Origin of the sequence: Pseudonocardia pini (assembly GCF_013870575.1) — a bacterium.
Taxonomy (GTDB): Bacteria; Actinomycetota; Actinomycetes; order Mycobacteriales; family Pseudonocardiaceae; genus Pseudonocardia; species Pseudonocardia pini.
The window spans coordinates 1-22,466 of the sequence record NZ_JACBXB010000013.1 but is presented as its reverse complement, the minus strand read 5'-3'; the positions used below and the strand labels follow the sequence as shown (position 1 = coordinate 22,466).

Genomic DNA, 22,466 nt, shown 5'->3' with positions numbered 1-22,466 from the left:
GCGAACGGAGCGTGGGGCTCCAGGCCCGGTCCACACCCGCCGTGCGCCACGTGCGCGACCTGGTGCAGGGCGGCCGGATCGGCGAGGTCCTGGGCGCCACCGTGATGGGCAGCGGCGGCCGCTGGGGCCCGACGGTCGACCGGGCGGGCCGCTACCTCCTCGACGCCGCCAACGGCGCCACCCTGCTCACCATCCCCTTCGGACACACGCTCGACGGCGTGAGCAGCGCGCTGGGCGAGCTCGACCGGATCACCGCGACCACGGCCACCCGACGCCACGAGGTCACCCTGGTCGAGACGGGCGAGCGGATCCCGATGACGGCCGAGGACCAGATCGCGGTGACCGGGGTGTTGGCGGGCGGCGCGGTGGCCTCCCTGCACTACCGCGGCGGGCAGTCCGCGGGCACCGGCTTCCGCTGGGAGATCCACGGAACGGAGGGCACCGTCGTCGTGCTCGGGGACAGCGGCCACCTCCAGTACGGCCGGGTCGAGGTCCTCCTCGCCGAGGGCGACGGACCCCTCGCGACCAGCGAGCCCCCGGCCGCCTACGCCCCGGCCGACGTCGAGTTCGGCGGGCCCGCCTACGCCGTCGCGCAGGCGTACCACGCCCTGGCCGAGGACCTCCGAGACGGCGGACACCGCGTACCCACCTTCACCGACGCCCTCCACCGGCACCGGACGTTGGACCGCATCCGCACCGCCGCCGGCGACTGACGACCGGCAGGTACAGCCAAGTGAGGAGCCACTGTGGACAGCATGCGACGGGTCATCACCGGCATCGACGACACCGGGAGGTCGATCGTCGTCAGCGACACCGAAGTGCGAGGAATCCGGCCCCCGGTGCTCGGCGGGGCCACCCTCATCGACCTGTTCGGTGAGGACGTGATCCCGACCGTCCCGAACGACGGGAGCCACGACGAGAAGCGCCGCTACTTCCCGGCGGCACCGGAGGGCTACCGTTTCACCGTCTTCAGCTACCCGCCCCAGGGCGAGATGACGGTGCCTGCAGACCTCGAGGCGGCTGTGGCCGAGAGCGCCCGCCTCGCCCCCGGCCTCGAGGACGCTGTCGCCAGCCCGGACGGCTGGCACTACACGGCGACCGTGGACCTCGAGTACGTCATCGAGGGCGAGTTCACCCTCTACCTCGACGAGGGCGAGAGCGTGACCCTGCACAAGGGAGACAGCATCGTGCACTGCGGGGAGAAGCACTCCTGGGTCAACACCGGCACCACGCAGGCCACCATGCTGCTGGTGTTCATCGGCGCACACCAGGAAGAGTCCCGCTTCGGGGACTACAAGATCCAGCGCTAGCACCGCGACGGCGCCGGCCCCGATGCCCGACGCCGCCCGGACTCAGCGCAGCGGCGCCAGGGGGTCCGGGATCGGCGCCAGACCCGCGGACACCATGCGCCCACCCTGGAAGGTGAGGACCTGGAAGGGCGTGGCCGGGAAGCGGGGGAATGCCCCGTCGGCCTGCGCGCCGAGCCCGGGCCGGGTCCCAGGTCCCGAGACCTTCCACCTGGAGCTCGGACGTGGCGTGCAGGGCCGTCGTCATCGACTCGGCAATGACGTCCCCCTGGATGCCCGCGGCCAGGTCCACGGCGGCGTGCACCGCGAGCCAGGCGTTGGGCCCGGCCGAGCGGCGCAGGGCGATGTCGTCCGGCGCGACGCCCGAGGCGTCCAGGTCCGCGGTGAAACGGGCGTCGTCGGCGGGCGAGCCGTAGGGACTGATCACCCAGATGCCGTCCGCAGGACCGATCGCCCGTGCCTCGGAGTCGCCGAACGAGAAGACCGAACCGGCCAGCTGAGCCTGCGACCCGAGGGCCTGCGAGGCCTTGTAGAGCCCCTGGAGACCCTGCGGGCCGAGGAGGACCATCGCGCTGTCCGCGCCGAGGTCCTTGATCTGCTGGGCGTAGGGGGCGTCGTCGATCCCCCCAGAAGGAGTACTCGACCGGCTTGCCGTTCACTCCCCCTGCGGCGTTGATCGCCGTGACGGCGGCCTTGGCGCCGGCGCCGACGTCCGGGTAGTTGGTCAGCCCCGTCCCCGCGGCCGCGATGGCCCTGATCGTGAGGGGGTCCGGTGCGGCGCCGCCCACTCCCACCACTCGCACCGGCAGGCACAGCCCGCGGTGGCCAGTACCACCGAGGCGAGGACGGCCGGGATCATCGTCGATCTCCGCATCGCTGCTCCCCTTCCGGTGGGCGTGGTCAGGACGAGCCTGCGGCCTCCCGCTCGCGCTTCCACTGCTCGCTCGCCGCCACCCGCGCCGCAGCGGTGGCCGACCGGTTGGAGTCGCTCTTGGACAGGACGTGCTCGTAGGAGGCGACCGCGGGGGCGAGCGTGCCGTCGAACCGCGGGATCACCTCCTCGGCGAACAGCTCGTAGCTGCGCAGGGTGTCCTGCCAGTTCGCGAAGTCGACGCCCTGGAACAGGTAGGTGCCGAAACCGCCCGAGCGGTCGAGCAGCCGCTGGATCTGCGCCGCCGCCATGTCCGGCGTGCCGATCGAGGCGCGCCCGGTCCCGTTGAGCACGTCGACGAGACCCTCGGTCGTCTCCGGGACATCGATCGCCGACGGCGAGATGTGCGAGAGGTACTCGTACTGCCACCGCAGTCCGTACCGGCACTGTTCGATCGCCGCGGTCTCGGACTCCGCCACGTGCATCGGGCCCATCAACCGCCAGTTCTCCCGGTCGATCGTGTGCCCGGTCCGGGCGGCCTCCTCGTTCATGATGTCCCAGTGCACCGGCAGCTGGTCGTTGCCCGTGGGATCGGTGGCGGCGAGCGAGAGCAGCCCGAGGCCGTGGCGGCCTGCCAGCTTCGGACCGGACGGCGAGACGGTGCCGACCACCGAGATGTCGAGCTGCCCGCGGAAGGGCCGGAGCTGCAGGACGGCGTCCTGCAGGGTCAGCCAGTCCGCCTTGTGGCTCACCGTCTCCCCGGCCAGCAGGCGGAGGATGATGTCCAGCGCCTCCTCCATCCGGGGTCGGAGCTGGGTCGCCTCGAGACCGAACATCGTGGCGTCGGTCGGCAGCTGCCCAGGACCCGCCCCGAACATGACCCGCCCCCGCGTCTGGTGCGTGAGCTGCACGATGCGGTCCGCCACCTGGAACGGATGGTGGTACGGGAGCGAGATGACCCCGGTGCCGAGCCGGATGCGCTGGGTCCGCTCCGCGGCGGCGGCGATCAGCAGCTCGGGCGAGGCGACCAGCTCCGCACCGCCGGAGTGGTGCTCGCCGAACCAGATCTCGTCGAACCCGAGCCGGTCGAGGTGCTCGGCCAGCTCGATGGTGCGCCGGATCGCCAACGTCGGGCTCAGCCCCACGACGTTCTGCGGGGGCACGAAGACACCGAACTTCAACGGGCGTTGCTGCGACATGATCGTCCTTTGCTACGGCTGGGCGGGTCGGTTGTAGCGCGGCACGCGTTTCTCGATCGCCGCCGCGACGCCCTCCCGGATGTCGTCCGAGTACTGCAGGGCCGCGACGGCCCAGTAGCCGGAGGTGATGGCGGTCTGCAGGTCCTGCCCCCAGCTCGCCCGCAGGGCCTGCTTCGTCGCCTCGACCGCGCGCCACGGGCGGGTCGCGATCCTCGCCGCCAGCGCGACCGCCTCGTCGATCAGCTGCTCGGGCTCGACGACGCGATTGACCAGCCCGATCTCGAGCGCGCGGGCGGCGTCGACGACGTCGCCGGTGAGGAACAGCTCGGCCGCCATGCCGGACCCGACGAGCCGGGGCAGGAAGTACGCCCCGCCGTTGCCCGGCGGGAGACCGAGCTTGACGTAGGTCTCGCCGAGCTTGGCCTTCGTGGAGGCGATGCGGATGTCGCAGGCCATCGCGAAGTCCAGCCCGCCCGCCGTGGCTCCCCCGTTGATCGCCGCGACGATGGGCAGCCTGCTCGCGGCCACCCGCTGCGTGACGGGGTACAGGACGCGGGCGTTGAACGGCTCGTGCGTGACGGGCTGGACGTCTCGCAGGTAGGCCTGCATGGCCTTGAGGTCCGCACCGGCACAGAACACCTTGCCCGCGCCCGTCAGCACGAGAGCTCGGATGTCGCGGTCGTTCTCCAGATCGTCGAACGCCGACTGCAGGTCGCTCACCAGCTCCGGCACCACGCCGTTGCCGAAGTCCGGGCGGTTCAGCGTGAGGACGGCGACGCCCTCCGCGGGGAACTCGTAGAACAAGGTGTCCAGGTCCACCCGCTTGCGGAAGGTGGGATCGGTCATCGCAGTGCCTCGAGCACGGTCGCCACGGTGACGGCGTAGCCGCCGCCCATCCATCCGCCGTTGTTCACGGCGAGGCCCAGTCTGGGTGTGCCGCCGACCTGACGGCTGCCCGCCCGGCCGCGGAGCTGGGTGGCGAGCTCGGCGATCTGGGCCAGCCCGGTCGCGCCCAGGGCGTGGCCGCGCGAGATGAGCCCACCGCTCGTGTTGACCGGCGTGCGACCGCCGAGTGCGGTGTCCCCGCGCCGGATGAGCAGGTGCTCCTCCCCGGGGGCGCACAGCCCGATCTCGCCGTACTGGATCAGCTCGGCGGGCGCGGCGGCGTCGTGCAGCTCGATCAGGCCCATCTCGTCGACCCCGACCCCGGCGATCTCGTACACGGCCCGGGTCGCCTCGGTGACCGGCGGATCGGCCCTCCCGCCGCGCATCGCGCAGCCGCGCACGGCCAACACCTCGGCATCGGCCAGCCGGGTCCGCGCGTACTCCGCGGAGCAGACGAGCGCGGCGGCCGCCCCGTCGCTGAGCGGTGAGCACATCGGCAGCGTCAGCGGCGGGACGATCACCCGGGCGTTGAGCACGTCCTCCACGGTCTGCGGGGTGGTGAACTGCGCGAGCGGGTTGAGCTCCGCGTGCCTGCGGTTCTTGACGGCGACGAGCGCGAAGTCCTCGACGTCGGCGCCGTTGCGCTCCAGGAACTGGCGGGCCTCGTCGGAGTAGAAGTCCATGAGGATGGACTTCGTCCAGTCCTCGTCCGGCCCCGCCTCGCCGATCTCGGTGATGTCCGTGGAGCCGCGGAGCGCCTTGAACGACCGGACCTTGTCCGGGCTGGTCAGCTGCTCGGCGCCGACCGCGAGCACGACCTCGGCGTGCCCCGCGGACACCGTCTCCACCGCCATCTGCAGGGCCGAACTGCCCGAGGCGCAGGCGTTCTCGACGTTGATCATCGGCAGGCCCGCCAGGTCACTGCGCCGGAACGCGACCTGCCCCTTGATCATGTCCTGTTGGGTCACGGTGGCCGCCACGGCGTTGCCGAAGTAGACCCGCTCGACGACGTCCGCCGTGACACCGGCGTCCTTCAACGCCTCGTCCGACGCCGCGGTCGCCAGCGCCCGCAGCCCGGTTCCGGGGGCACGCCGGAACGGGGTCATCCCGGTACCGGCGATCACGACGTCACGCATGGACACTCCACTCCTCCGCCGCCCCGAGCGACGAAAACAAACAGTTGTTTGACCGTAGCACTCCGCTCACCCGCACGACAACGCCCGGTGGCGCCCGCCTCAGCCGTGCAGGTGGCGGCTCAGGCCCCGCCGCCGCGGACCGTCTGAAGCGGGTCCGGGATCGGTGCGAGACCGGCGTCCTTCATGGCGGGCGAGTCGAAGGTGAGGGCGTGGTAGTCGGACTTCGGGAAACGGGCGAAGGTGCCCTGCTGGCCCGTGAGCTCGGCGGGGCTGAAGGTCACCAGGCCGTAGAGGTCCATGCCCGAGGTCCTCTGGAGAGCCGCTGTCATCGAGCCGCGGGTCACGTCACCGTCGACCGTCCCGGCGATCTGCATCGCCGCATGGGCCGAGAGCCAGGCGTTCAGACCGGCCAGCCTGCGCATGGCGGGGGTGTTCTCCGCGCCCGCGGCGTCGAGCTCCTCGTGGTACTTCGCGATCCCCGGCACCGACTTGTCGTCCGTGGACGGGAAGGGCGCGGCCACGAACATGCGGTTCGCCAGTGCGCCCACGCCCGCACCCTCGGACTGACCGAAGGTGAACGCCGTGCCGGACAGCCGCGCGGTCAGCCCGACGGCGTCCGCGGCCTTGACGAAGGCCTGGAAGCCCGCCGGGCCGAGGGCGACGGTGGCGGCCTCGGCGCCGGAGTCCTTGATCTGCTGGGCGTACGGGGCGTAGTCGGTGACGCCCTGGGCCGGGATCTTGATCATCGGCGCGACCTCGAGCCCGATGTTCCGTGCGACCTTCTCCGCGTACTCGCCCTGCCGGATCCCGATGGGCAGGTCGATCGAGGCGAACACGAACTTCTTCGCGCCGTCCGCCTGGTGGGCGTACGCGAGCGCCCCGTAGGCGCCGAAGTTGCCCGCGTGCAGGGGGAACGTGTCGGGGCTGGTGTAGTCGACCTCCGCACCCGCCGACACGTTGCCGATGTCGGGGATCTCGGCCTTCTCCAGGACCGGAAGGGTCTGGGTGCTGTAGACGTCGACCCGCCCGACGACGGCGTCGACGCCCTCCTGGTCCGCCTGCCGCGCACACGCCACGGCCTGGTTGACCTCGCCGCGGGTGTTGCAGAAGAAGAACTCGACCTGCTTGCCGTTCACCCCGCCCGCCTCGTTGACGGCGTCGACGGCCGCGCGGGCGCCCGCCTCGACGTCGGGGTAGTTGGTCAGGCTCGACCCGACGGCGGTGATCACGCCCAGCTTGAGGGTGTCACCGCCGCCACCGGCCGACTCGCCGCCGGCACACGCGGACGCCAGGAGGGCCGTCGCCGCCCCGACGACCGCCATCGCGCCGAGGCGCGTGCGTGACCCGAACATCATTGTTCCTCCACAGTGGATGGATTCGGTCCCCGACCCGTACAGCAGCCGACCGGCGGGCACCGGCGGACGGGTTCCGTCCGCCGAGGCCGGGCGGGTCCTACTCCGCGAACCGGTTCTTCGGGAACGCCAGCCCGAGGTTCTCCCGCATCGTGGTGCCGACGTAGTCCTCGCGGACGAGCCCGCGCTTGCGCAGGATCGGCACCACGTGCTCGCAGAAGTCCGAGACCCCCTCGGGGACGTCGGAGATCTGCAGGATGAAGCCGTCGCAGGCCTCGGTCTCGTACCACTCCTCGAACTCGTCGGCCGCGGCCTCCGCCGACTTCGGGTAGATGTTGGTGCCGTTGAACCCCTGCACCATCTGCCGCATGGTCAGCCCCTGGTCCCGGGCGCGGGTGAGCATGTACTCCTGGTGCGCGCGCGGCATCCCCCGGCCGACCTCGGGCAGCTCGATCTCGGGAACCGGTGCGTCCAGGTCGTAGTCCGACAGCTCGATGCCGAAGTACATCTCCGCGAAGTGCCGCGAGACGTCGTCGTCGAGGAGGTTCTGCATCTGCTCGTACTTCGCCTCGGCCTCCGCCTCGGTCCGCCCGATCACCGGGTTGATCGACGCGAGGACCTTGATGCTGTCGGGGTCGCGGCCTGCGGCCTCGGCGCCGTCCTTGATCTTCTTGTAGTACTCGCGGGCCCGCTCGACGCTCGAGTTGACCGAGAACAGCACCTCGCCGTTCTTCGCCGCGAACGCGATGCCGTCCGCGGAGGCCCCCGCCTGGCAGATCACCGGGTAGCCCTGTGGCGGCCGCTCCATGTTGAGCGGGCCCGCGACCGAGAAGTGCTCGCCCTTGTGGTCGAGCTTGTGGAACTTCGCCGCGTCGAAGAACTGACCGGCCTCCTTGTCCCGGAACACCGCGTCGTCTTCGAAGGTGTCCCAGAGCCCCTTGACGACGTCGAGGAACTCCTGCGCGCGTGCGTACCGCTCGGGCCGGGCCGGGATGTGGTCCAACCCGTAGTTCTGCGCCTGGTCGTCCGTGTAGCTCGTGACGACGTTCCAGCCGGCCCGGCCATGGGAGATGTGGTCCAAGCCGCCGATCATGCGGGCCAGGTTGAACGGCTCGGAGAACGTCGTCGAGGCGGTGGCCACCAGGCCGATCCGCTCGGTCACCGCGGCGAGCGCCGCGATGGTGGTGATCGTCTCCAGCCGGGCCCCGCGCGCGGTCTTGGCGAGGTACTCATGCGGCAGCGGCCAGGCGTCGAGCCGGTCGCCCAGGAAGATGATGTCGAGCTTCGCCTGCTCCGCCTCCTGCGCCATGCGCTTGTAGTTGTCGAAGCTCATCAGGTCCGCACCGGTGCTGTCCGGCAGCCGCCACGCACCGTGGTGGTGGCCACCGGGCCACAGGAACAGTGCCCAGACGGCGGGACCTTCTCGTCGTGCCATGTGTCCTACTCCGTTCTCGTCGTCGTCGCCGTCTGCTCGGCGCCGGAGGGTTCCGTCCCTGCGGCCGCGAGGTACGACGCCTCGATGTCCTTCACCCGACCCGCGAGGTCCGCCGCCGACCCGTTCAGGACCACTCGGCCCCGCTCGAGCACGAGCACGTGGTCGGCCACCCGCATCGCCCGGTCGACGTGCTGTTCCACCAGGACGACCGCGGTCCCGCGGTCCGCCGCCTCCCGCACCGCGGCCAGGAGTCGCTCGACGACCAGCGGGGCGAGCCCCAGGGAGAGCTCGTCGACCAGGAGCACCTTCGGGGAGCGGGCGAGCGCGCGGCCGAGGGTGACCATCTGCTGTTCGCCCCCGGAGAGGAGCCCGCAGCGCCTGCTCAGCAGGGGCTCGATCTCGGGGAAGAGCCGCACGACCGCCGCCACCTCGCACCGTCCGACGCGCAGGTTCTCCTCGACCGTCAGCTCCATGAAGACCGAGCGCTCCTCGGTCACGAAGGCGACGCCCGAGCGGGCCCTGCGGTGCAGGCCGGGCGGCGCGGTGGCACCGGCGAGTCGGACCGAGCCGCTCAGCGGGCTCAGCTCCCCCGCCAGGCCGAGGAGGGTGGTGGTCTTGCCCGCACCGTTCGGGCCGAGCAGCAGTGCCACCTCGCCACCGCGGACCGTCAGGTCGATCGCGTCGACGACCGGGCGGCCGCCATAGCCGACGCTCAGCCCCCGCGCCTCGAGCGCAGGCGCGGTGGACAGGGTGGACGGCGCGGTCTCCGTGCCCATGTCAGCGCTCCTCGCCCGTCGCGGTCGCGAGCAGGGGTCGAGGCGTCCGCGGAGCCGGCGCCGCGGGCTCCTCGTCCGCACCCAGGTAGGCGGCCACGACCTCGGGATCCGCCCGCACCTCCGCCGGTGTCCCGCGCGCGATCTGGTGGCCGAAGTTCAGCACCACGATCTCGTCGCACAGGCTCATCACGAACGACATGTCGTGTTCCACGACGAGCACCCCGAGACCCCACCCCTCCACGACCCGGCGCAGGGCCCGGGCGAGCTCCGCGGTCTCGGCGGAGTCGAGGCCCGCCGCGGGTTCGTCGAGCAGCAGCACCGAGGGTCCACTCGCCATCGCGCGGGCGATGGCGACCAGCCGGCGTCGTCCGTAGGGGAGCTCGGCGACGGTGAGGTCGAGGGCGTCGGCGAGGCCGAGCTCGTGCACGGCCGCGAGCGCCGCCGGGGTCAGCGGGTCGCGGCGTGGCGCCACCAGGTCGGTGACGTAGGTCGTCGTCCCCGCCGGGTCCGAGGCGACCGCGAGGTTCTCCCGGACGGTGCTGCTCTCGAACAGCTCCAGGGCCTGGAAGGACCGGCTCAGGCCCGCACGGGTCCGCCGGTGCACCGGCCAGGACGTCACGTCGTCGTCGGAGAGGGTGATGGCGCCCGTCGCGGGCTCCACGAAGCCGGTCACGGCGTCGATCAGGGTCGTCTTCCCCGCACCGTTCGGCCCGATCAGCCCGACGATGCGGCCCGGCTCCACCTGCAGCGTGGCCCCCGCGACGGCGGTGACGCCGCCGAAGCGGACGGTGACGTCCCTGACGTCGAGCGTGGCGGGCCGGATCTCCGGGCGGGAGCTCTCGGTGGGCGCGACCGGCTCGGTGTCGGCGCTGCGGCGCCGGCCGAACCGCGCCGCGAGCTTCTGGAACTGGTGCACCTGCGCGCCGGCGATGCCGTCGGGGTGCAGCAGCGCCAAGAGCACCACGACGAGACCCGCGATCGTGGACAGCCAGGCGGGCGAGGCGTCCGGGGCGAACTGGTGGATGAGCCAGGACCCGAACCCGCCGTTGACGAGGGTGCCCCCGAGCGGCGCACCGGCGAGGAACCCGATGCCGCCGATGAACCCGTACCCGACCGCGAGGATCGACTGGAACGGGTCGAACTCGCTGTAGAGGATCGTCGGGTTGCGGAAGGCCACGAGGATCCCGCCGATGCCGGCGATGACCGCGGCGAAACCGAAGGCGAACAGCTTGACCCGCAGGACGTCGATGCCGAGCGCGGCGGCCGCACGTTCGTTGGTGCGGACGGCGATCATCCGGCGACCGCTGCTCCCCCGCCGGACGTTCGCGACGACCACGGCGCACACGACGAAGGCCACCAGGATCAGCAGGGCCCAGCGACGCGGGTAGAAGATCGTGTCGAGGTCGATGCCGAAGAGCGTCTGGGCCCCGACGGGCGTCCCGTCGAACCCGCCGGTCAGTGCCCCGTTGGTGAAGACGAGGGCGGCGACCGTGGCCCCGAGCCCCAGTGTGACGATCGCCAGGTCGATGCCGCGGGTGCGCAGCGCAGGCAGGGCGAAGAGCAGTCCCACGACCAGGACCACCACGCAGGCCACGATCGACGCGACCAGGAACGGCAGGCCCGCGTCCGCGACCAGCCGACCGGCGACGAGGGCGGCGACCCCGCCGAGCGCGAACTGGGCCAGCGAGAGCTGGCCCGTGTACCCGAGCAGGGCGACGACGGACAGCAGGACGATCCCCCAGCTCAGCGTGACGCCGAGGGAGATGACCAGCGACTCCTCGAGCCCGACGGCGAGCGCCACCGCGGCGACCACGACGAGGGCCGCGACCCACACCCAACGGATCCGCCCGGTGCCGAGCGCGGGGAGCTTCTGTGCCGCCGAGGTGCGCGAGGGCACGCCCTGGCGACGCAGGACGAGGACGGCGAGGATGACGAGGAACGGCACCGCCTGCATGGCGCCCGGGACGAAGTCCACGTACCGCCCGACGAGCGACTGCAGGACCCCGATCAGCATCGCGCCCGCGAGGGTGAGCCAGAACGACGAGAGCCTGCCGATGAGCGCCGCGGCGAGCACGGGGATCACGAGCAGCGGCATCGCGTCGACGGTGACCCCGACGAGCGGGGCGATGAGGATGCCCGCCACCGCGGCGAACCCCCAGCCGATCCCCCAGGTGAGCCCGCCCAGCAGGTGCGGGGACCAGCCCAGGGTGGCGGCCGCGCGGGGGTTCTCCGCGTTGGCCCGCACCGCCAGGCCGATCGGGGTCCGGCGGGACACCGCCCACAGGACCGCGGTGAGCACGACCGCGATCACCAGCAGGAGCAGCTTGTCCAGGCCGACCTGGACGCCGCCGAGGGTCAGCAGCGTCGTCGGCAGGTCCGAGTCGAGGGTTCGCGGGAACGGTCCCCAGATCAGCAGCGCCACGCCTTGCAGCAGCATGAACAGCCCGAGGGTGCAGATCACGCGGGCGAGGGCGGAGGCTCGGCCGAGCGGGCGCATCACCAGGTGATAGGTCGCGACGCCGAGGCCGCCGCCGACCAGCACCGCCAGCAGAGCGGCCGGGACGAACCCCCACCCCCAGCCCACCCGGAACTGCCAGTAGAGGTAGGCCGCGAGCATCGCCACCGCGCCGTGGGCGAAGTTCACGACCCCCGACCCGCGGTAGATGAGCAGCAGGCCCTGCGCCAAGAGGGTGTAGGCGGTGCCGATGCCCAGGCCGAGGACCGCGAACTGCACGAACGTGCTCATCGCCGCCTGCCGTCCCGGTCGGTGGGGGTGCGGACGCTACCGAGCCGGTACACGAGACGGATCCACGACGAGGGGCCGCTGGTAGGAGACGTCGGTGTGGTCCCGGCTGGGCTGCGCACCGGAGCGCATGAGCTCGCGGGTCTGGTCATCGAGGTCCTTCACGACGGTCATGGCGGAGGCGTCGAGCGAGGTGGGGATCTCGTCGAGCGGAGCCCAGTCCCGCACGCAGACGCGGGTGGCGATGGCCCACCGGCCGTCTCTCTTCTCGAGGCGGTCCACGTACCGGCCGCCGCTCATCGCGAGCGGCGTCCCCTCGCGGTTCATGCCGACGAACATGTAGTAGGTCTCGGTGTGCGCGACGTCGCCGTCGAGGTCGACCGTGTAGTTGAAGACGCAGTGCTGGTGCGACAGGTGCGTCTTGGTGTGCATGGCGATCGCCCAGTCGGCGAAGTCCTCCGCACTGCCCACGAACACGCCGTGGTCGTCGACGGCGTCGGGGTGGTAGACGGACAGCAGCAGCTCGCGGTCGAGCCGGTCGATCGCTCGCGAGTAGGTCATCAGGCAGTCGTGGATCGCCTGACGGTCGCGGAGCTCGACGACCGCCCGCTCCAGCTCGTCCGGGGTCATGCACACCACCTCGTCGGGGTACTGCCGGCAGAACGGGCCTACCGAACAATGGTTTGTTTTATCCTGGGGGTGCGGCTCGACGACTGTCAAGGGTCGGCCCCGAACAATCAGTTGTTCAGTTGTTCTTGCCGCACTCCAGCGGGCCGCTCAGGGGCCGAGCCTACCGTCGAACCCGCCGTGATGGACCCCTTCGGTCACGGGTACCCGTTGCCGACGGCCGGACCCGCTGCTACCTTTGAACAAACAGTTGTTCGGAGGTGACACGGATGACCACCGACCCCACGTCGGACACGCCCACCGGTGCCGCGCGCAAGAGTGCCGCCGAGGAGGGGCACGCCCGCGTCGAGGCGGCCCTCGCGGCCCTGCGCCGAGGCGCGATGGTCCTCGTGGTCGACGACGAGGACCGCGAGAACGAGGGCGACCTCATCATGGCGGCCGAGTTCGCCACCGCCGAGGCCATGGGCTTCATGATCCGACACACGAGCGGCCTGCTCTGCGTGGCGGTCACCGAGGACCGGGCCGCGGAGCTGCACCTGCCGCTCATGGTCCCGCGAGGCGACGACCCCCGCGGCACCGCCTTCACGGTCTCCGTCGACCTCAAGGCCGGCACGACGACGGGGGTGTCCGGGCACGACCGGATGCTCACGGTGCGCGCGCTGGCGGACCCGGCCACCCGGCCCGAGCACCTCTCCCGCCCCGGGCACGTGTTCCCGCTGATCGCCCGACCGGGCGGAGTCCAGCGCCGGGCGGGTCATACCGAGAGCACGGTGGACCTCTGCAGGCTCGCCGGTCTCGAACCGGTGGGCGTCCTGGGCGAGGTCACCAACGACGACGGCACCATGGCCCGCAGGCCCGGCCTGCGGGACTTCGCCAGGGAGCACGACCTCGTCGCCCTGTCCGTGGGCGACATCGTTCGCTACCGGCGCGACCGCGAGTCCCTGGTCGAGCGGATGGCGACGGGTCGGGTCCCCTCGGACCACGGCGAGTTCACCGCGGTCTGCTACCGCTCCGTCGACGGCACCGAGCACGTCGCACTGGTGCTCGGCGACGTGCACCAGCGCGGCACCGGAGACCGGGACGACGCCGTGCTCGTCCGCGTCCACTCGGAGTGCCTGACCGGCGACGTGTTCGGTTCCCGCCGCTGCGACTGCGGCGAGCAGCTCGACGCCGCGATGGCCGCCATCGGCCGGGCCGGGCGAGGTGTCGTCGTCTACCTCCGGGGGCACGAGGGGCGCGGCATCGGACTCGGCCACAAGCTGCGGGCCTACACCCTGCAGGACGCGGGTCTCGACACCGTCGACGCCAACTTGGCCCAGGGGCTACCGGTCGACGGCCGGGACTACGGCATCGGCGCCCAGATCCTGGGCGACCTCGGCGTGGTCCGGATCAGCCTCATGACCAACAACCCGGCGAAGTACCGCGGGCTGACCGGACACGACGTCGAGATCGCCGACCGCGTCCCGCTGGTGGTGGAGCCGAACCCGGACAACCTCAGCTACCTGACCACCAAGCGAGCGCGGATGCACCACGCGCTCGGCGGGAGCGAGGTCTCGTGACGGGAATCGCCCCTCGTCGCGGCCACCGGCACGTCCGCGTACCAGCTTCGAGAAACAGTCGTTAGTTCCAACGGGCTCGGATCCTGCGGCAGACACCCCACTTTTGGGTCAGCCGCACGCCACAACCTCTTGACCCGACGAGACCCACCTCACTACGGTCAGCCAAACAACTGATTGTTCGGATCACCTCACCACGATGCAGTGGAAGGACACAGTGGACACCACGGGCAATGCTGAGCGCTTCGGCCGCGACATGTTCAACGACTTCGACATCGACGACCCGAAGTTCAACGACAACTTCTACGACGTCCTCGACGACATGGTCGCGAGGTGCCCCGTGGCGCACAGCACGGTGGGCACGGGCTACCACCTGATCAACAACTACGAGGACGTCCGCAAGGCCGGGCAGGACTGGCGGACCTTCTCCAGCGCCAAGGGCTTCCAGCCGAACCGCGGCGAGGGCATCCCCTACCTCTACCCGGAGGAGTCGGACCCGCCGTACCACACCAACTGGCGGCGTGCGCTGAACCCGTTCTTCGCGCCGGAGAACGTGAACGCCATGGAGGAGTCGATCCGCGCCGACGCGAACGACCTCATCGATGCGTTCATCGCGGACGGCAAGTGCGAGTTCGTGGGTCAGTTCGCCTCCGAGCTGCCCGGTCGGGCCTTCTTCAAGAACCTGATCGGCGTGCCGGTCGAGGACCTGCCCATGCTCCTGCAGGCGATGGACCGACACATCTACGGTCCCGTCGCGGAGCGGGGCGAGCAGCTCGGCATCGCGCTCGCCTACCTGGGCAACTACCTCAAGGAGCGCAGCGAGCAGCCGTCGACCGGCGACCTCATCGACACCATCGCGGCGGGCGTCGAGCGCGACGGCGAGACCTGCCCGTGGGAGGACCGGGTCAGCATCCTGACCGACCTCACGCTCGGCGGCATCGCCACCACCACCTTCGTCATGTCGGGCGCCATGCTGCACCTGGCCACGCACCCGGAGGACCGGCTCACCCTCGCCAAGGATCCCTCCAAGATCCCGAACGCCGTGGAGGAGTTCGTCCGCTACTTCCCGCCGGTGGTCGCGCTGGGACGCTCGGTGACCAAGGACGTGGAGCTCGGTGGCTACGAGTTCAAGAAGGACGACTTCGTCCTGCTGAACTACGCCTCCGCCTCCCGCGACCCGAAGGCGCTCGACGACCCGCAGCGGCTCGACATCAACCGCGACAAGATCCTGCACACGGCTTTCGGGGTCGGCCCCCACCGCTGCATCGGCTCGCACCTCGCGCGGCTCGAGCTCCGCGTCGTGCTCGAGGAACTGCTGCGGCGCATCCCGGACTTCTCGGTGGAGCCCGGCACCACCCAGGAGTACGAGACCGGCGTGCTGCGGACCATGAAGTCGCTGCACCTCGTGTTCGGCGACCAGGGGGACGCGAGCTGATGAAGATCGCCGTCGACCAGGAGCTGTGCTCCGGGCACGGCCGGTGCTACAGCCTCGCGCCAGGGGTGTTCAGCCCGGACGACGACGGGTTCTGTGCCGAGGCCGGCACCGAGTTCGTCGTCCCCGAGGAGCTCGTGAAGCAGGCGCAGCTCGGCGTCGGGAGCTGCCCCGAGGGCGCCATCCGTGAGATCGGGACCTGAGGAGAGAACAGATGGGTCAGTTGGACGGAAAGGTCGCCCTCATCACCGGGGCGGCCCGCGGACAGGGGCGGTCGCACGCGGTGCGGCTCGCCCAGGAGGGCGCGGACATCATCGCGCTCGACATCTGCGAGCAGGTGCCGTCGGTGTCCTACCCGATGTCGAACCTGGACGACCTGAAGGAGACGCAGCAGCAGGTCGAGGCACTCGACCGCCGCATCGTCACCGCTCAGGCGGACATCCGCGACCTCGTTCAGCTCACGTCGGCCGTCAAGGCAGGCGTGGCCGAGCTCGGCGGACTCGACATCGTGTCGGCGAACGCGGCGATCTGGTGCATCAATCCGGAGGCCCAGCCGACGGACCCGGCCGTGCGCGCCGCGATCTGGAAGGACACCATCGACACCAACCTCACCGGCGTGTGGCACACGCTGGAGGCGACGGTGCCGATCCTGGTGGAGCAGGGCCGTGGTGGATCGATCATCATCACCAGCTCGACGGCAGGCCTGAAGGGGTCGACGTACAACGACCTCTCGCTCACCGCGTACGTCGCCGCGAAGCACGGTCTCACCGGACTGATGCGCGGCTACGCCGTCGACCTGGCGAAACACTCCATCCGGGTCAACACGGTGCACCCCACCGGCGTCCACACGCCGATGCCGGAGAACGAGATCATGGCGGGCCGCATCGAGCGGGACCCGGATCTGCTGCGGGTCATGGCCAACGCCCTGCCCATCGACGCGGTGGACCCGGTCGACATCAGCAACGCGGTGCTGTATCTGGCCGCCGAGTCCGGCCGCTTCGTCACGGGCCAGACGCTGGCGGTCGACGCCGGTTTCTGCGTCGTCGCCCCCGGCTGACCGTTCCCGTCGCACGATCCGGGCGCCCCGGAACCACCACGGTTCCGGGGCGCCCGACTCGTCCGTCCCGCCGACACCGCCATCCGAGAACGCGCTGACAGCCGAACGGGCCCCCTCGATCCCGAGGGGGCCCGTTGCTGATTCTCCGCCCTACTGAGCGGTCCAGCCACCGTCGATCGGCAGGACCTGGCCGGTGATCCGGTCGCTGCCGGGCCCCAGGAGGAAGACGATCGCATTCGCCTGGTCCTCGGCCGCCGCGACCTCACCGGTCGGCGTCGCCGCCTTCACCGCGGTGAGGAGCTCGTCGGTGATGTCGCCCAGCATGTTGGTCTGGGTGACGCCCGGGGCGATCACGTTCACCCGGAGGCCGGTCGCCGCATACTCGATCGCGACCTGGCGCGACATCGCGATGACCCCGCCCTTCGCCGCCGAGTAGGCCACGACGTTCGGCATGCCGATCACGCCGGCGGTCGACGCGACGTTGACGATCTTGCCGCCCCCGTTGTCGATCAGGTGCTGGGCCACGCTCTTCATGCCGAGGAACGCGCCCTTGAGGTCGATGTCGAGGATGCGCTGCCAGCCCTCCTCGGTCTGGGTCAGCAGTGCGTCGACGTCGGACACGATGCCCGCCACGTTCGCCAGGCCGTGGATGCGGCCGTGCCGCGCGATGACGTCGTCCACCAGGTACTTCCAGCCCTGGGAGTCCGTCACGTCGAGGACGTGCCCCTCGGCCGAGCCGCCGATCTCCTTGGCGGTCTCCTCGGCACCCTTCACATCGGCGGCGATCACCGTGGCGCCGGCTGCGGCCGCCAGCGTCGCGGCTGCCTTCCCGATCCCGGAGCCCGCTCCGGTCACGATGATCGTCTTGCCTGTCAGGTCAGCCACGGACACTCCTTCGGTCGCCTTTGAACAAACAGTAGTTTTGCGTGCCCATCCCGATCGCGCAAGCCCCGACCACTCGCCTCTCCGCCCGTTCAAGACCCACTGAGCTGGACGAACTGCAACGCCGGCGGAGAAGAAGAGCAGAGCGACCCGATCCAAGGGAAACGACTGTTCGGATCCTCGCGCAGCGCCAGACCGGTTGCCACCGACGTTGCTGCACCGTATATTGCTGCAAGCGCAGCTACTTCAGACGACGCGACAGCGCTGAATCCCGACGAGGAGGACCTCCATGGACTTCAGGTTCACCGACGAACAACAGATGTGGTTCGACACCCTGACCGCGTTCATGGAGAAGGAGGTCGGCCGCGAGTACATCCGGGAGCACGACGCGTCGCGCGTCTTCCCCGACGAGGCGTACCAGAAGTTCGCCGACCGCGGCTGGCTCGGCCTCCTGATCCCCGAGGAGGAGGGCGGTCTCGAGGCGGACGCGGTGATGTACGCGATCTTCTGCGAGGTGATCGCCAAGTACAGCCTCGACTTCGCCGCGGCGATCATGACCTCGATGTTCACCGCCACGAACATCGCCCACAACGGCACCCGCGAGCAGAAGGACGCCTACCTGCCCGGGTTCCTCGCAGGCGACGTCAAGTTCGCGATCTCCATCTCCGAGCCCGACGCGGGGTCGGACGCCGCCGGCCTCAAGACGAAGGCGGTGCTCGACGGCGACGAGTGGGTCCTCAACGGCAACAAGGTCTTCTGCTCCGGCGCGCACCTGCCCGGCACGGTGATCAACCTGATGGCCCGGACCGGTTCCGACAAGCACGGCGGGATCAGCATGATCCTGGTGCCGAACGACACCGAGGGCGTGGACATCCGCAAGCTCGACACCATCGTCCGCCGCAGCCTCGGCACCACCGAGATCTTCCTGACCGACGCTCGGGTCCCCCAGTCCAACATCATCGGCGAGGCGGGAAAGGGCTGGTTCTACGTCGGCCAGCACCTCGAGTGGGAGCGACTGAGCCTGGCCGCGACCTACGTCGGGAACGCCCGGACGGCGTTGGACGACACCGTCGAGTACACGAAGAACCGCACCCAGTTCGGGCGGTCGCTATCCTCCTTCCAGGTGCTCAAGCACCGCATGGCCGAGCGGGAGACCGAGGTCAACGCCGCTCGCCTGCTCGTCTACAGCGCAGCGACGAAGCTGGCCCGCGGCGAGAAGGCGCTCAAGGACGTCTCGATGGCGAAGGTCTACGCCGCGGACGTCGCCTTCCGGTGCTCGTTCGACGGGATGCAGGCCCTCGGCGGCTACGCCCAGCTCCCCGAGTACGACATGGAGCGCTACTTCCGCGAGGCGAAGCACGCGATGGTGGGTGGCGGCACGTCGGAGATCCAGCGCAGCATCATCGCCAAGCAGATGGGTCTCTAGGCCGACCCGGTGGATCGACCGGGCTCGGATACCCTCCGACGATCAGGCTGGCGCATGCGGGCTGAGGTGACGAACCCGATGGGGAGCGGATGGCGAGCAGACGGGGCGATGCCGATCCGGTGCCGACCGGTGCCGACACCGTGACCGCCCTCATCCGCGACTGGGCCGTCGAGCGCCCGGACCTCGACACCTGGGCATACCGGTTCTTCGCCTCGGCCGTCGAGCTCGAACGCCAGCTGAGCCTCGCCCTGGAGCCGACCTTCGACGAGCTCGGCATCCGCGGCGGCGACTACGAGGTGCTGGGCCACCTGCGACGCGCAGGCAAGCCCTACGAGCGCACCCCCACGGACCTGAGCAGGCTCATGTTCCTGACCACCGGCGCGATGACCCGACGGCTCGACCGGATGGAGCGAGACGGCTATCTGATCCGGGCCCCCCACGGATCAGACCGTCGCTCCCTGATGGTGCGCCTGACCCCGCTCGGCCTCACGATGACCGATCAGGTGGTGGAACGGATCGTCCCGCTGCTGTCGGACCTCCTCGAGCCCGTGCGCGGCCGGATGGACGACTTCGAGACCACCACCCGCATGATCCTGGAGCGGCTCGCCCGCACCACGTGAGCCGTGGACAAGGTGCCCCTCTGTCGACGACGGCCAGGGCGTGGCCGAGGAAGCAGTGGCCAAGCCTTATTGCATCGTCAACGTACCTGGTCGGGATCGGTTCACCCCAGCCGATGAGCAGGTCGTGGAGACGCTGAGCCCAGACGCTCCACGGTCGGCCCCACAACACGACAGGCCCGAGAGTCGGGAGACTCATCGGGCCTGGTCTTCAAGGGTGGAGCTGAGGGGATTCGAACCCCTGACCCCTTGACTGCCAGGATTCCACGAACCCTGCCACAAGCCTCCTACCAGCCACAATGGTGCCTGAAAGACCATCTCCGACCTCCAGAACTCGCACCACGCGCAGGGTTTCGCACCACGAGTGGCTCCACGCTCCCCCGATGACGTCGATCGGAGGTTTTGGCCCGGAATCGCGTCGAGGCAAACCACCCGCAGGTTGCACTCGAGCAGCTCTGCACGGTGAGCTTGCTGGCGCGGATGGTCGATTCCTGCATCGTCGACGGGGCCCCGGAGCCCGAGTCGGCGGGCTGGTCACGCAGGAACGCGCAGCCGCCTGCGCGCGATCCGGCGCCGGACGGATGCGATCGCGTAGGCGATCAGGACGCAGCAGGCCATCGGATTTCCTCCTCGGTCAGCGGGAGCGGACTGCGGGAACGTCGGTGCCGGGCGAGCACGACGACGGCGCCGACCAGGCTGAGCAGGCCACCGCCGACCACGAAGACCCAGCCCGCCCGCTGGGTGTCGGCGAGGTCCTGCGGCGCGATGGCGCCGGCGAACAGGACCGCCACCCCGATGACCGCGTTGATCGGCACCCCGACGAGAGTGCGGACCAGGGCGGTGCGCAGTCCCACGGCCTGGGGGCCCAGCAGGGGCGCCCAGAACACCAGGCCGCACACGAGGAAGTACACGTGTGCGGCGACGTGCAGCCACAGGTGCTCGGTGGACCAGCGGTAGAGCGGGGTGAGCACGTACACCGCCATCGACCCGTAGTAGTCGACGACGAGCAGGACCCCGGCCCAGCGCCCCGTCGAGAAGCCCCGGACCAGGGGATCGTCCGCGGTCTCGGACAGCTCACGGCGGGTCGCGGCGGGAAGCGCCGCGAGCAGGACCCCGCCGGGGCGCCCCGCCACGACGAGCGGGGCGACCACCGTCATCACGACCAGGCACTGCCCGACGTGGGCGGCGAGACTCCCGTGCGCGGCGATCCCCGAGTACAGGGTCACCACCAACAGCGCCAGCCCGCCGAGCAGGCACAGCACCCGCCCGGCCGGCGACCGCGCGCCCGGCCGGGCGCACAGCACCAGGTAGCCGACTGCGACGAGAACGATCAAGGCCGTCCCGGTGAGGGAGACGCCGTCCGTCTGCCACCCCATGCCGTCCGACACCCCCGGGAGCTCGGGGACGCCGTGGTCGTGCCCCATCACGGCCTCCGGCGGGCCGTTTCGCTCAGGTCGCGGCCGAGGACCTGGTAGGCGCGGCGGAACCACTTCGCCCACCCCGGGATGCCCATCCAGGCTCCCGGGGCCGCCGCCACGCGGTTCGCCACCGCGTCGCGTTTGGCCGCGACGAACTGCCTGCCGCGCTCGGTCGCGGTGAGCTCGGTCGGGGTCAGCTCGGTCGGGGTCAGCTCGGTCATGGCATCGTCCTTCCGGTCGTCAGGCACGGGGGCTCACCCGCAGCTCGCGGCGGCCGTCGAGGTCGACGGTCAGAGTGGCGCGCCCGTCGTCGTCGGCCACCAGGTCGGTGTCGACGGCACCGTCCACCGTGTACTTCGTCCCGGGGACCAGGCGGGCGAGACCCACCTCGATCCGGCCGCCGCCGTTCGTGGCGCGCAGCACCACGTCCAGGTCGGCGCCGTCGCTGACGGCCTTGGCCACCATCGCCGTCGGGTACGGCACCGCGTCGACGACGGGGCCGGTGCGCCAGTGCTCGGGCATGCCCTTCTCGACCAGGTCGACCCAGCCGCCGGTCCGCCCGAACAGCGCCCGGCCGAAGCCGGTGTAGGCCAACATCGAGGCGCCGTCTACCGTCAGCCAGCCTCGCTCGTCGATGCGAGGGTTCGCGCTCTCCCGCAGCTCGCCGTAGGCGGCGTCGAACAGCTCGAGGTCGCCGACCTCGCGGGCCTCCTCCATCACCGCGGCATAGGCGGTGAGCGGGTGGAAGGTGTAGTTCCCGGGGTCGAGCAGCGAGGAGTCTCCCGCGAACGGGGTGCGGACCGTCCCGTCTGGTTGGCGGCAGATCGTGCGCAGCAGCACCGAGTCGCGGTCCGCGACGTGCGGGATCAGGGGCCGGGTGTCGGTGGCGAGGCTGACCCCGACCTGGCCGAATCCGAGCCTGCTCGACCGGTGGCCGTTGATCTGGCCGTCCGGGCGGACGATCTCCTGCTCGAAACAGCGGTAGTAGCCGTCCTTGACCTGGTCCCAGAAGCTCGTGCCGTGGACGCGGTCGTGCACCTTCAGAGCCGTGCCGCCACGCAGGTTGCACAGTGCGAAGATCCAGTTGGGCTCGCAGACGACCATGCCCCAGGGCGAGCGGACGTAGTCGGCGGTGAGGTTGCCGAGCAGCTCGCCGAGGCTGTAGCGGAACTCGCGGCGGTCGTTCCACCGGAAGCGGATCGCGCCGGGCTCGCTGTGTCGCAGGTCCCCGCTGACGGTCTGGTAGAGCCCGATGGACAGGCCGTAGTAGCCCGTCATCATGATGTTCTGCTTCTTGCCGGGGTCCGGGTCCCACTCGAGGTTGCCCCAGAGGTTCTCCAGCGCCCAGTAGCCCCAGACCTTCTTCTGCTGGTAACGGTCGATCAGCCGGAGCTGGGCCTCGTCGAGGTAGCCGGTGAATGCGGGGTTGTGCACGTAGCGCTGCAGCGCGAGGGCGTTGACGGTGGCGTCGACCTGGTAGCGCAGTGCAGCGGGCTGGAACTGGTCGATGACCGTCCAGTTCGACCAGTCGTCCGGCTCCTGGAAGGCGAGGTCGACGAACCGGCGGGTCAGCGCGAGCTCCTCGTCACCGAGCTCGTCGGCGACGTGGACGGCGGGTCGGGCGTCACCGCGCAGCGGCGGGGTCGCCCCTGCGAGCAACCCGTTGACGGCCTTGGCCTGCTCGACCTGGGCGGTGAAGGTCTTGCGACGGATCCGCCACTGCTCTGCCGCGACGACCGCGAGTCCA

The 22,466-nt window shown here is 70.7% G+C and carries 21 protein-coding genes; 8 read left to right on the top strand and 13 right to left on the bottom strand.

Going from position 1 to position 22,466, the window contains the following annotated elements; genetic code table 11:
• A partial coding sequence (locus H5J29_RS02215) for a Gfo/Idh/MocA family protein (protein WP_376768485.1) occupies positions 1-713 on the top strand: 713 nt, incomplete at its 5' end.
• 42 nt (positions 714-755) lie between these two features.
• Positions 756-1,310 (top strand): cupin domain-containing protein, encoded by a 555-nt coding sequence (locus tag H5J29_RS02210; protein ID WP_246393310.1) that lies wholly within the window; start codon positions 756-758, stop codon positions 1,308-1,310.
• On the opposite strand, the gene H5J29_RS36440 is transcribed toward H5J29_RS02210, so the two are convergent.
• From H5J29_RS36440 to H5J29_RS02165, 9 genes are all read right to left on the bottom strand, one after another.
• Positions 1,255-1,902 (bottom strand): type 1 periplasmic-binding domain-containing protein, encoded by a 648-nt coding sequence (locus tag H5J29_RS36440; protein ID WP_376768486.1) that lies wholly within the window; start codon positions 1,900-1,902, stop codon positions 1,255-1,257. The two genes, H5J29_RS02210 and H5J29_RS36440, sit on opposite strands and share 56 nt — an antisense overlap.
• Positions 1,903-2,207: 305 nt before the next feature.
• Complete coding sequence (locus H5J29_RS02200) at positions 2,208-3,377, bottom strand: LLM class flavin-dependent oxidoreductase (RefSeq protein WP_181779195.1); 1,170 nt, start codon at positions 3,375-3,377, stop codon at positions 2,208-2,210.
• Between the two features lie 12 nt (positions 3,378-3,389).
• Entirely contained in the window at positions 3,390-4,223 is an 834-nt protein-coding gene (locus H5J29_RS02195; protein ID WP_181779194.1) for an enoyl-CoA hydratase/isomerase family protein, read from the bottom strand.
• The gene (locus H5J29_RS02190) at positions 4,220-5,398 is read right to left on the bottom strand and encodes a thiolase family protein (protein ID WP_181779193.1); all 1,179 of its coding nucleotides are present in this window, start codon (positions 5,396-5,398) and stop codon (positions 4,220-4,222) included. The genes H5J29_RS02195 and H5J29_RS02190 overlap by 4 nt, the downstream gene beginning before the upstream one ends.
• Before the next feature lie 119 nt (positions 5,399-5,517).
• Positions 5,518-6,753 carry an ABC transporter substrate-binding protein gene (locus H5J29_RS02185; RefSeq protein ID WP_181779192.1) on the bottom strand — a complete coding sequence of 412 codons (1,236 nt, stop codon included), beginning with the start codon at positions 6,751-6,753 and terminating at the stop codon, positions 5,518-5,520.
• A gap of 97 nt (positions 6,754-6,850) precedes the next feature.
• Positions 6,851-8,185 carry an LLM class flavin-dependent oxidoreductase gene (locus H5J29_RS02180; protein WP_181779191.1) on the bottom strand — a complete coding sequence of 445 codons (1,335 nt, stop codon included), beginning with the start codon at positions 8,183-8,185 and terminating at the stop codon, positions 6,851-6,853.
• A 5-nt stretch (positions 8,186-8,190) separates the two neighbouring features.
• Positions 8,191-8,961 carry an ABC transporter ATP-binding protein gene (locus H5J29_RS02175; protein ID WP_181779190.1) on the bottom strand — a complete coding sequence of 257 codons (771 nt, stop codon included), beginning with the start codon at positions 8,959-8,961 and terminating at the stop codon, positions 8,191-8,193.
• 1 nt (position 8,962) lies between these two features.
• Entirely contained in the window at positions 8,963-11,707 is a 2,745-nt protein-coding gene (locus H5J29_RS02170; protein WP_181779189.1) for a branched-chain amino acid ABC transporter permease/ATP-binding protein, read from the bottom strand.
• A 36-nt stretch (positions 11,708-11,743) separates the two neighbouring features.
• A complete protein-coding gene (locus H5J29_RS02165) occupies positions 11,744-12,334 on the bottom strand; it encodes a nuclear transport factor 2 family protein (protein ID WP_181779188.1) in 591 nt (196 codons plus the stop codon).
• Positions 12,335-12,600: 266 nt separating this feature from the next.
• Here H5J29_RS02165 and H5J29_RS02160 point away from each other — a divergent pair, with 266 nt between their 5' ends.
• The 4 genes from H5J29_RS02160 (at position 12,601) to H5J29_RS02145 (ending at position 16,376) form a co-directional block, all read left to right on the top strand.
• Complete coding sequence (locus H5J29_RS02160) at positions 12,601-13,890, top strand: bifunctional 3,4-dihydroxy-2-butanone-4-phosphate synthase/GTP cyclohydrolase II (RefSeq protein WP_181779187.1); 1,290 nt, start codon at positions 12,601-12,603, stop codon at positions 13,888-13,890.
• A 196-nt stretch (positions 13,891-14,086) separates the two neighbouring features.
• On the top strand, positions 14,087-15,322 hold the full coding sequence (locus H5J29_RS02155; RefSeq protein WP_181779186.1) for a cytochrome P450: 1,236 nt from the start codon (positions 14,087-14,089) through the stop codon (positions 15,320-15,322).
• A complete protein-coding gene (locus H5J29_RS02150; RefSeq protein WP_181779185.1) occupies positions 15,322-15,522 on the top strand; it encodes a ferredoxin in 201 nt (66 codons plus the stop codon). Before H5J29_RS02155 ends, H5J29_RS02150 begins: the two co-directional genes overlap by 1 nt.
• 11 nt (positions 15,523-15,533) lie before the next feature.
• Positions 15,534-16,376, top strand: coding sequence for a mycofactocin-coupled SDR family oxidoreductase (locus H5J29_RS02145; protein WP_181779184.1), 843 nt, complete (start codon positions 15,534-15,536; stop codon positions 16,374-16,376).
• A gap of 150 nt (positions 16,377-16,526) precedes the next feature.
• On the opposite strand, the gene H5J29_RS02140 is transcribed toward H5J29_RS02145, so the two are convergent.
• Positions 16,527-17,261 carry an SDR family NAD(P)-dependent oxidoreductase gene (locus H5J29_RS02140; RefSeq protein WP_220186891.1) on the bottom strand — a complete coding sequence of 245 codons (735 nt, stop codon included), beginning with the start codon at positions 17,259-17,261 and terminating at the stop codon, positions 16,527-16,529.
• Positions 17,262-17,547: 286 nt separating this feature from the next.
• On the opposite strand from H5J29_RS02140, the gene H5J29_RS02135 reads away from it, so the two are divergent.
• Both H5J29_RS02135 and H5J29_RS02130 read left to right on the top strand, forming a co-directional pair.
• Positions 17,548-18,684, top strand: coding sequence for an acyl-CoA dehydrogenase family protein (locus tag H5J29_RS02135; RefSeq protein WP_181779182.1), 1,137 nt, complete (start codon positions 17,548-17,550; stop codon positions 18,682-18,684).
• An 89-nt stretch (positions 18,685-18,773) separates the two neighbouring features.
• On the top strand, positions 18,774-19,304 hold the full coding sequence (locus H5J29_RS02130; protein ID WP_181779181.1) for a MarR family winged helix-turn-helix transcriptional regulator: 531 nt from the start codon (positions 18,774-18,776) through the stop codon (positions 19,302-19,304).
• Positions 19,305-19,900: 596 nt separating this feature from the next.
• Here H5J29_RS02130 and H5J29_RS02125 read toward each other — a convergent pair.
• The 3 genes from H5J29_RS02125 to H5J29_RS02115 all read right to left on the bottom strand — a co-directional run.
• On the bottom strand, positions 19,901-20,725 hold the full coding sequence (locus tag H5J29_RS02125; RefSeq protein WP_181779180.1) for a cytochrome c oxidase assembly protein: 825 nt from the start codon (positions 20,723-20,725) through the stop codon (positions 19,901-19,903).
• On the bottom strand, positions 20,725-20,940 hold the full coding sequence (locus tag H5J29_RS02120) for a hypothetical protein (RefSeq protein WP_181779179.1): 216 nt from the start codon (positions 20,938-20,940) through the stop codon (positions 20,725-20,727). Before H5J29_RS02120 ends, H5J29_RS02125 begins: the two co-directional genes overlap by 1 nt.
• A 19-nt stretch (positions 20,941-20,959) precedes the next feature.
• Positions 20,960-22,466: linalool dehydratase/isomerase domain-containing protein (locus H5J29_RS02115; RefSeq protein WP_181779178.1), on the bottom strand; the 1,507-nt coding region annotated here is incomplete at its 5' end.